At 43.5% G+C, this 13,078-nt stretch carries 13 protein-coding genes; 3 read left to right on the forward strand and 10 right to left on the reverse strand.

What is annotated here, in order from left to right:
• Positions 1-83: 83 nt before the first annotated feature.
• The 4 genes from pntB to ACF8CV_RS03965 all read right to left on the reverse strand — a co-directional run bounded on the left by pntB (position 84) and on the right by ACF8CV_RS03965 (position 4,162).
• Positions 84-1,460 carry a Re/Si-specific NAD(P)(+) transhydrogenase subunit beta gene (pntB, locus tag ACF8CV_RS03950; RefSeq protein ID WP_005461042.1) on the reverse strand — a complete coding sequence of 459 codons (1,377 nt, stop codon included), beginning with the start codon at positions 1,458-1,460 and terminating at the stop codon, positions 84-86.
• A 9-nt stretch (positions 1,461-1,469) separates the two neighbouring features.
• A complete protein-coding gene (locus ACF8CV_RS03955; RefSeq protein WP_025502005.1) occupies positions 1,470-3,026 on the reverse strand; it encodes a Re/Si-specific NAD(P)(+) transhydrogenase subunit alpha in 1,557 nt (518 codons plus the stop codon).
• 432 nt (positions 3,027-3,458) lie between these two features.
• On the reverse strand, positions 3,459-3,740 hold the full coding sequence (locus ACF8CV_RS03960; protein WP_005498884.1) for an HlyU family transcriptional regulator: 282 nt from the start codon (positions 3,738-3,740) through the stop codon (positions 3,459-3,461).
• 53 nt (positions 3,741-3,793) lie between these two features.
• Complete coding sequence (locus ACF8CV_RS03965) at positions 3,794-4,162, reverse strand: late competence development ComFB family protein (RefSeq protein ID WP_005479403.1); 369 nt, start codon at positions 4,160-4,162, stop codon at positions 3,794-3,796.
• A 256-nt stretch (positions 4,163-4,418) separates the two neighbouring features.
• Between ACF8CV_RS03965 and ACF8CV_RS03970 the strand changes: the two genes are divergently transcribed.
• Entirely contained in the window at positions 4,419-5,663 is a 1,245-nt protein-coding gene (locus tag ACF8CV_RS03970) for a GGDEF domain-containing protein (protein WP_011106381.1), read from the forward strand.
• A gap of 75 nt (positions 5,664-5,738) precedes the next feature.
• Here ACF8CV_RS03970 and ACF8CV_RS03975 read toward each other — a convergent pair whose 3' ends face one another.
• Together ACF8CV_RS03975 and ACF8CV_RS03980 are read right to left on the reverse strand one after the other, a co-directional pair.
• Positions 5,739-6,728, reverse strand: coding sequence for a Solitary outer membrane autotransporter beta-barrel domain (locus tag ACF8CV_RS03975; RefSeq protein WP_005498888.1), 990 nt, complete (start codon positions 6,726-6,728; stop codon positions 5,739-5,741).
• Entirely contained in the window at positions 6,725-7,684 is a 960-nt protein-coding gene (locus ACF8CV_RS03980) for a diguanylate cyclase (RefSeq protein ID WP_005479359.1), read from the reverse strand. Before ACF8CV_RS03980 ends, ACF8CV_RS03975 begins: the two co-directional genes overlap by 4 nt.
• 181 nt (positions 7,685-7,865) lie before the next feature.
• On the opposite strand from ACF8CV_RS03980, the gene ACF8CV_RS03985 reads away from it, so the two are divergent.
• Entirely contained in the window at positions 7,866-8,303 is a 438-nt protein-coding gene (locus ACF8CV_RS03985; RefSeq protein WP_005461031.1) for a DUF3069 domain-containing protein, read from the forward strand.
• A gap of 75 nt (positions 8,304-8,378) precedes the next feature.
• Here ACF8CV_RS03985 and modC read toward each other — a convergent pair whose 3' ends face one another.
• The 4 genes from modC to ACF8CV_RS04005 form a co-directional block, all read right to left on the reverse strand.
• Entirely contained in the window at positions 8,379-9,485 is a 1,107-nt protein-coding gene (gene modC, locus ACF8CV_RS03990) for a molybdenum ABC transporter ATP-binding protein ModC (RefSeq protein ID WP_069521952.1), read from the reverse strand.
• Positions 9,482-10,171 (reverse strand): molybdate ABC transporter permease subunit, encoded by a 690-nt coding sequence (modB, locus tag ACF8CV_RS03995; protein WP_005460972.1) that lies wholly within the window; start codon positions 10,169-10,171, stop codon positions 9,482-9,484. The genes modC and modB overlap by 4 nt, the downstream gene beginning before the upstream one ends.
• A gap of 27 nt (positions 10,172-10,198) precedes the next feature.
• On the reverse strand, positions 10,199-10,954 hold the full coding sequence (gene modA, locus ACF8CV_RS04000; RefSeq protein ID WP_015313251.1) for a molybdate ABC transporter substrate-binding protein: 756 nt from the start codon (positions 10,952-10,954) through the stop codon (positions 10,199-10,201).
• Positions 10,955-11,079: 125 nt separating this feature from the next.
• Positions 11,080-12,531, reverse strand: coding sequence for a cobyric acid synthase (locus tag ACF8CV_RS04005; RefSeq protein WP_025587111.1), 1,452 nt, complete (start codon positions 12,529-12,531; stop codon positions 11,080-11,082).
• Between the two features lie 161 nt (positions 12,532-12,692).
• Here ACF8CV_RS04005 and ACF8CV_RS04010 point away from each other — a divergent pair, with 161 nt between their 5' ends.
• Positions 12,693-13,064: a YgiW/YdeI family stress tolerance OB fold protein gene (locus tag ACF8CV_RS04010; RefSeq protein ID WP_005460948.1), complete on the forward strand. Its 372-nt coding sequence runs from the start codon at positions 12,693-12,695 to the stop codon at positions 13,062-13,064.
• Positions 13,065-13,078 lie beyond the last annotated feature (14 nt).

Consider the following 13,078-nt stretch of genomic DNA (forward strand, 5'->3'; position numbering starts at 1 on the left):
AGGATTTGCATTACTATAACATTGAAACGGAACAAAAAAGGGCCAGCAAGTGCTGACCCTGTATAGTTTTAAAACAATTTCGATTACAACGCTTTAAAAATCGCCTCTACGCTTTCTTTGGCATCGCCAAACAGCATCGAAGTGTTTTCTTTAAAGAACAGTGGGTTCTGAACGCCCGCGTAACCAGTATTCATTGAACGCTTGAATACGATGACGTTTTTCGCGTTCCACACTTCCAATACAGGCATGCCAGCAATTGGACTGTTCGGATCTTCTAGCGCTGCTGGGTTTACAGTATCGTTCGCACCAATAACCAGAACCGTATCTGTTTCTGAGAAATCATCATTGATTTCGTCCATTTCCAGAACGATGTCGTATGGTACTTTCGCTTCTGCAAGTAGCACGTTCATGTGACCAGGCAGACGACCCGCGACAGGGTGAATACCAAAACGAACTTCAATACCTTGTGAACGAAGTGCATCAGTAATTTCATGCACCGGGTACTGCGCTTGCGCTACTGCCATGCCGTATCCCGGAGTGATGATTACTGACTTCGAGTTTTTCAGCATTTCAGCCACTTCTTCAGCAGTGGTTTCACGGTGTTCGCCCTGCTCTTCATCACTTGAAATGATAATCTCTTGACCAAAACCACCAGCAATAACACTGATAAACGAGCGGTTCATCGCTTTACACATGATGTATGACAGAATTGCACCTGAAGAACCAACCAAAGCACCTGTTACGATCAATAGGTCGTTTGCAAGCATGAAACCTGCTGCCGCCGCTGCCCAACCTGAGTACGAGTTAAGCATAGAAACAACAACTGGCATATCCGCGCCACCAATGGATGCGACTAGGTGGTAACCAAATGCGAACGCAATTAACGTCATCACGATAAGCGCGAACATGCTGCCATCTGCTTTTACGAAGTAGATCATTAGAAGCGTTGAAACTACGATCGCAGCCAGATTCATTTTGTGCTTGTGAGGAAGGTTCAGTGGAGACGATGAAATCACACCACGTAACTTACCAAACGCAACAATAGAGCCAGTGAACGTTACAGCACCAATGAATACACCAAGGAAAACTTCGACAAGGTGGATAACATGCTCTGCATGCGTTGCAGCTTCTGGTGCGTCTAAGTAGCTATTGTAACCAACAAGTACCGCCGCCAAACCTACAAAGCTATGTAGAATAGCAACCAGTTCTGGCATTTCGGTCATCTCTACTTTCTTGGCGTAGAAAATACCGATCGCACCACCGATCGCCATCGCGATAATGATCCAACCAAACCCTTGAGCATCTGGGCTAAAGATCGTTGCGATCAACGCGATCGCCATACCCGCAATACCGTAGTAGTTACCGTTACGTGCGGACTCTTGCTTAGACAGTCCCGCCAAACTCATGATGAAAAATAATGCAGCAACAATGTAAGCTGCTTGTACTAATCCTGCAGACATTGTGACTCCTTATTTATCTTTGCGGAACATTTCAAGCATGCGCTTGGTTACGGTGAAACCACCAAATATATTGATACTTGCAATCAATACAGCAATAAAGGATAGGAATGATACAACCCCGTTTCCTTGTCCGATTTGCAACAACGCTCCAACCACAATAATGCCCGAGATAGCATTCGTTACAGACATTAGTGGCGTATGCAGAGCATGTGTTACGTTCCAAACCACGTAGTAGCCCACCACACACGCAAGAACAAACACGGTAAAGTGAGAAAGGAACGCAGCAGGTGCTACCGATGCAATCCAAGCAAATGCGCCAACGGCTGCAACAAGACCAATCAACTTTTTAGTCGGAGAAGTTGGTTCTTCAACTTTTGGCTCTTTCTTAATGGGTTGAGCTTGCTTAGCTTGAGGCTGAGCCGATACTTGAATTGGTGGCGCAGGCCAAGTGATTTCGCCTTCTTTAATAACAGTAACACCACGAAGAACCACATCTTCGAAATCAATATTGATGTTGCCGTCTTTTTCTTTACAAAGCAGTTTAAGAAGGTTTACAAGGTTGGTTGCGTAAAGCTGGGAAGATTGCGTTGGCAAACGGCCGACCATGTCGGTGTAACCAACAATTTTTACGCCGTTGTCTGTCATGATAACTTGGTCTTTCACTGTGTATTCACAGTTACCACCATTAGCGGCTGCCAAGTCCACAATCACACTACCCGCTTTCATGCTATCGACCATTTCTTTGGTGATCAACTTCGGAGCAGGTCTGCCCGGGATTAATGCAGTTGTGATGATGATATCAACGTCTTTAGCTTGCTCTGCATATAGCTCTGCCGCTTTCTTATTGAAGTCATCAGACATTTCTTTTGCGTAGCCGTCACCAGAACCAGAGTCTTCTTGGAAATCTACGGTCAGGAACTCCGCACCCATCGACTCAACTTGTTCTTTTACTTCTGGACGAACGTCAAACGCACGAACGATAGCGCCAAGACTGCCAGCAGCACCGATTGCAGCCAAACCCGCTACACCAGCACCAGCGACCAAAACTTTCGCTGGTGGCACTTTACCTGCAGCCGTAATTTGACCGGTAAAGAAGCGACCAAACTCATGCGCCGCTTCAACTACCGCGCGGTAACCGGCAATGTTAGCCATTGAAGAAAGTGCATCCAAGGCTTGTGCACGAGAGATTCGAGGAACAGAATCCATAGCAAGAACGTTAATATTCTTACTTGATAGTTGTTCCATCAACTCTGCGTTTTGAGCTGGCCAAATAAAGCTAACAAGTGTTGCACCATCTTGTAGTAACGCGATTTCGTCGATGCCTTTTTCTTCATCTACGATTGGCGCATTCACTTTTAAGATAAGACCAGATGCCCATACTTCGTCACTAGAAACAACTTTCGCTCCAGCAGCTTCATAAGCAGCATCATCGAAACTTGCTAGCACCCCCGCTTGAGATTCGATAACGACGTCGAATCCCAATTTAATTAACTGCTCAACCGACTTCGGCGATGCAGCCACTCGCGATTCACCCGCGAGTATCTCTCTAGGTACACCGATTTGCAAAACGCATACTCCTTGTATACATATCAATAAATTAGTCCCAAAACAGAGCTGTGCTCTACTCTAATTCTTTTTTATTTCTATCTGTTTACCACGCAAGACAATTGCAAACGAAAGATGGTGTTTGGGGCCACCCATTTGCACAATAACACCTTGACTAACAGCCCTGTTATTATTCTGTTTGTATCGAACGTGGGTTATGACTTCAAGTGTTTTGTAATTTAAATACTAAATTCATTACATATAACGCTAAGTAATCAAAGATTCTCGCTTTGACCATGAAAAATAACAACGCTTTGTCACACAAGACCGAGGTCTAACCAGATCGTCGTAACTACTTAGTTAACAGACATTTAAGCTAAAAAAAGAAAGAGCCATCAGCATATACACTAATGGCCCTCGTTAAGATGATTCGTATCAAGTTGCAGCGAATTGTTAATCGAAGATTTTGTCGCCCATTTGATCGATAAACATTTGAGATTTCTTCAACATCAGCTCGTTTGCATCTCCCTCAGAGGCGAGCAAATCAGAGCGAATGAAACGATGCGTTTTGACTTCTCCATCGTAGGACTTTTCAATGCGCCCTGCGATTCTGTATTGACCGCCTTCTGAAATACTCTCTTGATAGATCAGAAAGCCTTTGTATTCGACAGGCTCTACCGTTTTTACTTCAGCAGTTTTTTCACTGCCACCAAACAAGCGTGAAAAGAATCCCACGATTCCTCCTTGGGTACGATTACTCTATTGTTTCGGTTCTGCGCAAACGCCAATCACCTAATGTTGACGTTTAAGATTGGTTTCTCAAACCAGTCCAGCTCTTTGTCATCATCATAACTGGTATGAGAGAAAATGACAGGCACATCATTATCGCGATTCTTACGCCTGTCTTCTAAAATCATAGCGGCAGCATTATGTACCGCGACATCCACGCTTTGCTTGAACTGAGTGAGTTTTCTTTCCGGTAGTGCAGAAAGGAAATCAATATCATGACGAATATAAACAGGTTTAAGCTGAATCAGCGCGAGACAGGCAATATCTGCCAACTGCTCGTTATCGAATTGAGAAGTGTATTGGTCTGAACTTAGCACTTGACCAACGAGGGTTTCCATATAGTTATGTACGTCAGAACTGATCTGCATTGATGATTCTCCTATGTTCATTGTGAACAAGTATAGCAGCCGGTCGTTTTGAACAACTCATTGATTGCTCTTAATTTAATCAATCTCTCTCTTTTTGTTGCGATGCGAGCCAAAATACTTGGGAAAATGCGCAAATACACGTATTCTTCTTAAATCAAAAAGCAAGAAAATCAAATACTCATCTTACTCGGTATTGATTAAATGCTTAACGTAACATACTAGATATAATCAACTATTTGCAGGCAGTTTTTAATAAATGTCCTCATCTTTAATGACGTCATCAGGCTTTAGATTTTTATTCCCGATCGCACTATTAGGTATGGTGAGTGTTGGTATGGGCAACATCATTCAGATGACTCAATCCAACTGGGGTATTGCTGCAAACCTACCTTATATCTTGCTAGGTTGTGCGCTCGTGCTTTGCTACTCCTTTAAGCAAGGCAGAGAATCAATGGTCTGTTTATCCATGTTGGTAGCATACTTTGTTATTCAGCATCGATTGCAAGTCCCTCTAAACAGCGGAACCGCGTTATTAGAACTCACTATTCTCGCTACCCTGCTTCCTGTCTCCTTTTTGACGGTCTTTCTGTTCAACAAAGATGGATTCGATTCAAAAGCCATGTTCATCTATGTTTTGATGCTGGTGATGTTCATCTTGTGGTCCTACATCATCTTGGCTTATTACGTTGATGGTGGCTTTGAGCAATGGACCAGCGGCATTTTGTTCATTGTGCCTAGCGTATCTAAGCTGCCGTTTATTCTTGTTTTGTATTGTGTTGGTATTGTGTGCTTTCTTGGTATTCTGCTGCTGAAAACCAACAAAATCATCCATGCGATGACCTATTCTGCAATGGCTTTGGCCTCCGCGACATTCATCTTCTTTGATGTGCAGTACATTTCCAGCACCATGTTTACGCTTACTGGTCTGCTCATCATCATCTATTCAACCTCGGCGAGTCACCAACTTGCGTTTACTGACAGCCTAACGCAGATTCCAAGCCGCAGAGCATTAGATTTAGATCTAAAACACATGGGCAGAAAATTCACAATTGCAATGCTCGATGTCGACCACTTCAAGAAATTTAACGACACGTACGGGCATGACATCGGCGATGATGTGCTCAAAATGGTGGCTTCAAGATTAATGAAAACACGTGGTGGTGCAAAGGTTTATCGCTTCGGCGGCGAAGAATTCACCATGGTCTTCAAGGGAAAAAACGTTGAAGATTGTCGCCAATATATAGAAGAAGCTCGTAAAGCTATCGCTGAATATGAAATGATCCTTCGTGACAAAGCCTCTCGCCCTGACGATCACAAGCAAGGCCAGCAAAACCGAGGTACCGAAGACATGCAAAGAGAATCGGTATTCGTCACGGCGAGCTTTGGTGCTGCAGACAGTAGAAACGGAAGAGAACCTGCTGAAGTCATAAAACTGGCGGATGCGGCATTGTATAAAGCTAAAAAAGCAGGTCGAAATTGCACAAGAGTAAATCAGAACTAATCAGATAAAGAAATACAACGACCGCACTCAAATAAGTGCGGTCGTTTTGTTTAGACAGTTCAACGGCAAGTTTCGTCAATCCTGATTAAAGAACAGAACCAAACTGCCGCCTTTCAGATCACTGCCATAATTAATGGTTAAACCGATACCAATATTGTCTATCCAATCGGACTCAAACGGTGGAGTCATCAACCATCCAATACTGCCTTCATAATAATTCGTGGTATTTAGCGGATCGCTCGTATCGCCACCAATATCGATTCGACTAAAGCTGGTATAGAAAGATTGAACTGTCGTACCAATATGAGCGACGTCGTAGAAGACTTTGACACCATTTACCCAATACCAACCTTCCGGCTTTCCTACATTCCCGTTATTTGCCTCACCCCATCCAGTTCCATAGAAGTAATGTGGCGATGTCCAGAGATACCATTTACCCCATGATTCTTGCTCAAGGTATTTTAACTTGGCGTTAAGCTGTCCGAGCAAAGCCCAAGCGCTGGTATTTATCAATGCACCATCCAAAATAGGTTGGAGTGCCGTAATTGCATCACTTCGGTAGGTATAGTCCGTTTTATAATGTATGAGGTGAGCCCCTAGCGCACCACTTAAGCTAAAGTGTTCTGTGAGTTGCTTTTCCACTTCAAACTCGTTGTACCCACCGATAAACTGCTCTTTACTTCGATCAGGAATAGGTTCTTCATTGAAGTAAACATCTTGATCAATGCCCAACAGATAAAAGCGTCCATTAAAACGATACGTTAGTTTCTCAGTTTCGTTTTCGGCAAGGTCAAAGCTGTAAGGTAACGTGAATTCTTTGATCTCTTTGCGCAGATCCAAAGAGTCTGCCGTCCCAATATCTTCGTTACTTAAGTTGAAGTATTGGTTAGGGTCGAAATCATGAAACCCAAATGTAAATACATCGGTGTCAGTTAAAACCACACTCAATGCAAAGTTGTACTCAAATTCTTTGACTATTAAATCATTAAGCGTTTCGGCTTGTGAAGCCGCGGACAAAAGTGACAGTGTAGCTATAGCGTAACTGTTGATAACAGCTTGTTTCAACTTGCGTTTACCATTGTATAAGTATTGCGACCTAACGATTTTGAAGTATAAAGTGCCCTATCTGCCGTGGCATACAAATCTGCTTGATTCTCTTTTCCAGTGGGTTGGAACACAAACACACCCTGTGACACCGTCACTCTATTTGCAACGCTTGAGAACTCATGCTGATAGTCAAGGAAGTACATCGCTTCTTGAATGCGCTCTGCTTCCCTTTCTGCCGTTTGCGCGTCCGTGCTACTGAGTAAAACCACAAACTCTTCTCCGCCATAACGACCAACATATTCACCAGAGCGACAGAATGTTGCTTTAAGCTGGTTGGCAATCGCTTGTAAACAGCGGTCACCTTCTATGTGTCCATAGTTATCATTAAATGGCTTAAAGAAATCGACATCCAACAGTATCATCGCCATCGGCATATGGTGCCTTCCATGCCACGCCACCATTGAATCTAACTTTTGATCAATGTAACGGCGGTTGAAAAGCTTGGTCAGTCCATCCTCGTTGGCTTGTTGAGTGAGAAGTTGGTTGACTTGCTCTAGTTGAGCTGTTGCTTGTTTGAGTTCTCGACGCATATGCGCGATACGCTGCATCGCTATGAGTTTGGAGTTCAGGACGAGTTTGTCAACTGGCTTAATCAAATAGTCATCGCCGCCCGCATCGATCGCTTTCGCAATCATTTCAGGTTCTTCATGACTACTTAAGAAAATGATAGGAATCCAGTCGGGAAAAGTTTCTCGAACATGGAGGGAGACTTCAAAACCGTTCATTTCAGGCATGGAAATATCAAGCAGTACCAGTTCGGGGTCAAAGCTCTCGTAAGTATTTAAAGCTTCTATACCGCTACCGACGGCTTTGACGATATGTCCAAGCTGTTTAAGACGAATAGCCAACTGCATTCTGTCTAGTTGAACATCATCAACCAGAAGAATACGCATTGATGTCCCTGTAGGCTGCATAACGCGTTCCATTTTTATTTGTCTTTATTAAACATATACCATACTCATAGACTTGTTGCATTACGCTAAGAATTAAGTGCTATATTTTTTGTCGATTTGTCACGAATTCAAATGGTTCTTATGGTAGCTATTTGATGCATTTGGTATTACTATTCCCGCCTTTTGTAACGAGAGACACACCATGTCAGAAGCAACTAACAACGAAAGCAAAAAAATTGATCTAGAAACCATTTCTCCAGAACTACGTAAAGTTATCGAATTTGACGAAGTTCCAGAGCAAATGTTCGAAATGGTTACCTCTATCCATGAAGTGTCTGAAGAAGCTGTACGTGCGTCTTGGGACGAAATGCCTGCAAGCGCGCAAAACATTCTAGATAACTTCGAGCAGTTCCATGCTCTAGTATCAGTAGGCCAAGCGTTTGCTGGTATTAATGTAATGGAAGAGTTCCCAACTCTGAATCTGCCAGAAAACATGACAGATGAAGATAAAGAAGAGTACCGTTCGCAACTGCTTGATAACGTTCTTCACAACTGTGTTAAAGACATGGTTAAGCAACTGAAGAAAGCACGCCGCGACCCAATTCTTAAGCGTGAATTCAAAGAAGTATTTGCAAAATAATTGCTAGAATACAAATAATTAAGGCCGCATCGCGGCCTTTTTTTGGTCATTTAATAAGTCAATTCTTTTATAGGTTTAATGCGGTGCTAGCGCAACGTCTCTCTGCGTGACACTCACACCTTTCACCTGAGCATAAACCTTGTCACCCACTTTCAAGTTCAAGTCATCAAGCGCCCATGGCGTAATAGTCGCCCACAAATAGCATCCATCATCTAACTGCAAAGAGACGTTAATACTTTGCTTATCATCTCCCGCGTTAAACGCTTCTATCAAATGAACTTCAGCAGGCAATACATTTCGGATTGACGTTGCTTTCGGCTGCTCTAAAGCAATCGAGACATCATTTGCACGTACCTGTAAACGAATTGGCGTGTCGGGCTCGCCATCAATCTTTTGAACCCAGAGTGACGCGTTTGGAGCCAGCTTCACACGAGTCAGCGCATATCGCGAATGGTGTGCATCGATCTTTCCTTCAAACAGACTGCTTTGATCGGAGAATGATTGCCATGGTCGCATTGCGTGAGAAGCCCAAACCTCTTCAAGTTTGCCAGATGTGGTTACTTGCCCTTTATCGATAATCGCAAGATGCTGAGCAAGCCTCAAAATCTCTTGTAGGCTATGCGTCACATAGATAATGGGAATGTTCACCTTGTCTGACAACTCTTCCAGAAATGGCATGACTTCACGCTTTCTGGGCATATCTAGTGATGCGAGAGGTTCATCCATCAACAACAAATCCGGCTTCGATAACAGTGCACGAGCAATAGCGACACGTTGCTTTTCACCGCCAGAGAGTGAGATTGGAAAACGCTTTAAAAGAGGTTTGATGGAGAGCAAGTCCGTAACGGCATCAAAATACGCATCATCTTTTTCCTTCACCCCATACAAAAGATTGCCCTGTACAGAGTAATGAGGAAATAAACGCGAGTCCTGAAATACATACCCGATTTTACGTTTATGCGTTGGTAAGTTGATCCCTTGTTCACTGTCAAACAAGACGTGATCGCCAATTGCAATTCTGCCCTGTTTTGGCGTCACCAACCCACTAATCACATTGATTAATGTGGTTTTACCAGCTCCAGAACGTCCAAATAATGCACTTATCTCGTTACGTGGTAACGAAAGATCGATATCAAAGTTAGTTTCGCCAAGCGTTTGTTTGAATTGAATTTTAATTGTCATCGCTTCGCACCCAATCTACTCGCTGCTTTACGATTCAACCACTCAGAAATCATCAACGTCGATAAAGCGAGAGCAATAGAAATGATACACAAGCGTGCCGCTTCCATTTCCGCTCCCGGTGTTTCAATAAAATTGTACATAGCAAGGGGAATGGTTTGTGTCTCCCCGGGAATATTGGACACAAAACTGATGGTTGCGCCAAACTCACCCAGACTGCGGGCAAACGACAACATAGTGCCCGTGATGATTCCAGGAATCGTCAGAGGCAAAGTAATGGTTAAAAAGACTTTTAAAGGCGATGCGCCCAACGTGGATGCCGCGTGTTCCAGTTTAGGATCCACACTCTCCAAGCTCAACCGGACAGAGCGAACCATCAAAGGCAATGCGACAACAATACAAGCGACAACTGCCCCTTTCCAATTAAAGCTAAACACCAAACCTAAATGCTCATAGAGCCAACGCCCTAAAAAGCCTTGTCGCCCTAACGAGACTAACAACAAATAACCAATCACCACCGGTGGAAGCACCAGTGGTAAATGAATCAAGCTATCTAAAATAGATTTGCCGAAGAACTCTTTGCGAGAAAGTAACCAAGCAAGAAATACACCTAAAGGAATAAGCCAAAGTACCGCATAAGCGCCAACTTTTAAGCTCAACATTAGGGCTTGGTATTCAAGTTCTGTCACTCTTTGTCCCTATTATTGAAAACCGTATTATTGTTGGAAACCGTAATGAGCAAAAACTCGCTTCGCGTCTTCTGATTTCAAATACTGGAAGAATTGTCTCGATTCCGTTGAATCGTTCACTACCGCCGCTGGATAAACGATGGCCGCGTGCGTGTCACTCGCAAACTCGCCAACAATTTTCACTTTGCTAGTCAACTGCGCATCGGTCTTATAAACCACCCCTAGAGGAGCTTCTCCGCGCTCAACTAAAGCCAAAGCAAGACGTACATTTTTTGCTGGTGCAACTTTGGTTTGAATCTCTTTCCATACACCAAGTGTAGTCAGTGATTCTTTCGCGTACATCCCTGCCGGCACAGACGTAGGGTTGCCCAATGCGAGGCGACTGCCATTTAACGCCGCTTCCCAAGCTTTTGCATCCGCGAAGTTAAATACGGCTAAGCTTGACGATTGAGGTGCAATAAGAACGAGACTGTTGCGCACTAAATTAGTGACATTGTCACTATCTATAACACCTTCATCAACCAAGTAGTCCATCCATTTCGTGTTTGCAGAAATAAACACATCAGCTGGAGCACCATTGATAATTTGTCGTGCGATCGAAGACGAGCCGCCATACACAGGCGTAACTGTTACGTCATACTTTTCTTTAAAATCTTGAGCGATTTCGTCAATCGCATTCGTCATCGAAGACGCAGCATAAACTTTCAGATCCGTTGCTGCATTTGTTGAGAATGAAATGCTTAATATTGCCGCTAGGCAAGCATGCGTTTTCCATGCTTTCATAAAGTGACTCCGTACAAGGCAAGCGAAAATTCTATCTAGCCAAATGAATGCGTTCCCAGCCCGATCCGTTTTTCTAATAAGGAGCCGAGAGAAAATTTGGTTAAAGATAGCGTTTGGTTAACGAGTTATTTAAACAGAAAGTCAAGGTTCATGTGTTGTTCTATCGCATCCGCAATACGGTTAATACCTTGTTCTTTCAATGCTTCAAAATCTTGCTGTTTGACCTGAGTGCCATTCACCCACTCAGTAATGAGGTTTAGCGCTTCCGCTTCGTCAAAAAATCCGTGCAAGTAGGTTCCCATAATTTGGCCACATTCACTAATGGCACCGTCACATTCTCCGTTGTCGAGTTCAAGCGGTTGTTCGTCAAGTACCCGGCTTCTACCAACATGAATCTCATAACCTTTCACCTTCGCTTTTTGGTTATTGAGATTGAGCACAGCTTCAGTCTTGGTGAGCTGTTTACTACCAGTTAGCACGGTATGAACATTCAATAGTCCCAAACCTTCGCTTGAACCCGGTTCACCTTCTACACCGTCTGGATCATCAATCGTTTTACCAAGCATCTGGTAGCCACCACAAATGCCCATTACTTTTCCACCTAAACGAATGTGGCGCAGAATGTCTTTATCCCAACCTTGACTTTTTAGATATGCCAAATCGTCTCGTACTGATTTCGTTCCCGGTAAAATGATGAGATCGGCTTTATCTATCTTCTCACCTTTCCCAACATAGCGGAGATTAATGTCGGGATTTAAGCGTAAAACATCAAAGTCAGTATGATTGCTAATGCGCGTTAACACCGGAACAACCACATTTAACTTAACTTCAGAGTTCAACTCCTGCTGTGCAGTAATGGCGTCTTCGGCTTCTAGGTTCAAGCCGTGCAGATATGGCAACACGCCTAAAACAGGCTTACCCGTTTTTTCTTCTAGCCAATCCAGACCTGATTGCAGCAAACGAATATCGCCACGAAAGCGATTAATGACAAACCCTTTTACTCTCGCCTGTTCAGATTCAGAAAGTAACGCCAATGTTCCGTATAAATGCGCAAACACACCGCCACGATCAATATCCGCAACAATGATCACTGGCACATCGGCTGCTTCCGCAAACCCCATGTTTGCGATATCGCCTTCTCTCAAGTTGATTTCCGCTGGGCTACCAGCACCTTCGATCATGATCGAATCAAACTCTTTAGTCAGCTTAGAAAACGAATCCAACACAGTGTTCATGGCCACTTTTTTGTAGTCATGGAAACTGGCGGCATCCATATTCGACAAAGCCTTGCCTTGAAGAATGATCTGAGCACCTGTGTCGCTATTTGGCTTAATCAAAACCGGATTCATGTGCACAGTTGGCTCAATGTTGCACGCCTGAGCTTGAACCGCTTGAGCTCGTCCAATTTCACCGCCATCTTTGGTTACAGCACTATTGAGCGCCATATTTTGTGGCTTAAATGGGGCAACATTTATCCCTTTTCTGGCTAATACACGGCATAAACCTGCCACAAGCACACTTTTTCCGGCATCTGAGGTGGTGCCTTGAACCATTAACGATGGAATTGCTGATTTCATGAACATTTGTAAGGAGTAAAAGAAGATGAACAATCATAACGTTATCGTCAGTCCTGACTCAAGCAAATGAATGGAATATGAATGTTGAAATCATCATTGGTTCAAACTTGGTTTGTTTTAATAGCACCATCGAAAACAAACACACATAGGAATCAAACATCATGAAAAAAACAATTATCGCAACAATTGCAGCATTGACTATTGCCCCATCTATCGCACTTGCAAAAGATCACAGTCAAACCCCTTCTAACGTGCAATTTGGCGGCCCAGTTACCGTCGAAAAGTTAGATACGCTATTGAAAGATTCCAATATGTTCACAGAGAAAGACGTAGTAGTAGAAGGTAATTTACTCCGCCAAGTTCGTGCTGATACGTTCATTTTTAGCGATGGAACCGGTGAAGTTATGATCGAGTTAGACGATGACATTCGTCTAAATTCTCCGATTGACCAAACCACCAAAGTTCGCCTGTTTGGTGAGTTCGAAGGTGGCAACAAGCCAGAAATCGAGGTTGAGCAATTAGTCATTATGTAAGGTAGTCACAAATT

The organism is Vibrio sp. zbq_1, assembly GCF_043102935.1.
GTDB classification, from domain to species: Bacteria; Pseudomonadota; Gammaproteobacteria; order Enterobacterales; family Vibrionaceae; genus Vibrio; species Vibrio parahaemolyticus.

Excerpts from the sequence above, each read along its gene's own strand:
- modC (WP_069521952.1), bottom strand. The coding sequence starts at position 9,485 with ATGACAATTAAAATTCAATTCAAACAAACGCTTGGCGAAACTAACTTT.
- modA (WP_015313251.1), bottom strand. The coding sequence starts at position 10,954 with ATGAAAGCATGGAAAACGCATGCTTGCCTAGCGGCAATATTAAGCATT.
- pntB (WP_005461042.1), bottom strand. The coding sequence starts at position 1,460 with ATGTCTGCAGGATTAGTACAAGCAGCTTACATTGTTGCTGCATTATTT.
- ACF8CV_RS03965 (WP_005479403.1), bottom strand. The coding sequence starts at position 4,162 with ATGCAGATCAGTTCTGACGTACATAACTATATGGAAACCCTCGTTGGT.
- ACF8CV_RS03970 (WP_011106381.1), top strand. The coding sequence starts at position 4,419 with ATGTCCTCATCTTTAATGACGTCATCAGGCTTTAGATTTTTATTCCCG.
- ACF8CV_RS04005 (WP_025587111.1), bottom strand. The coding sequence starts at position 12,531 with ATGAAATCAGCAATTCCATCGTTAATGGTTCAAGGCACCACCTCAGAT.
- ACF8CV_RS04010 (WP_005460948.1), top strand. The coding sequence starts at position 12,693 with ATGAAAAAAACAATTATCGCAACAATTGCAGCATTGACTATTGCCCCA.
- ACF8CV_RS03985 (WP_005461031.1), top strand. The coding sequence starts at position 7,866 with ATGTCAGAAGCAACTAACAACGAAAGCAAAAAAATTGATCTAGAAACC.
- ACF8CV_RS03980 (WP_005479359.1), bottom strand. The coding sequence starts at position 7,684 with ATGCAGCCTACAGGGACATCAATGCGTATTCTTCTGGTTGATGATGTT.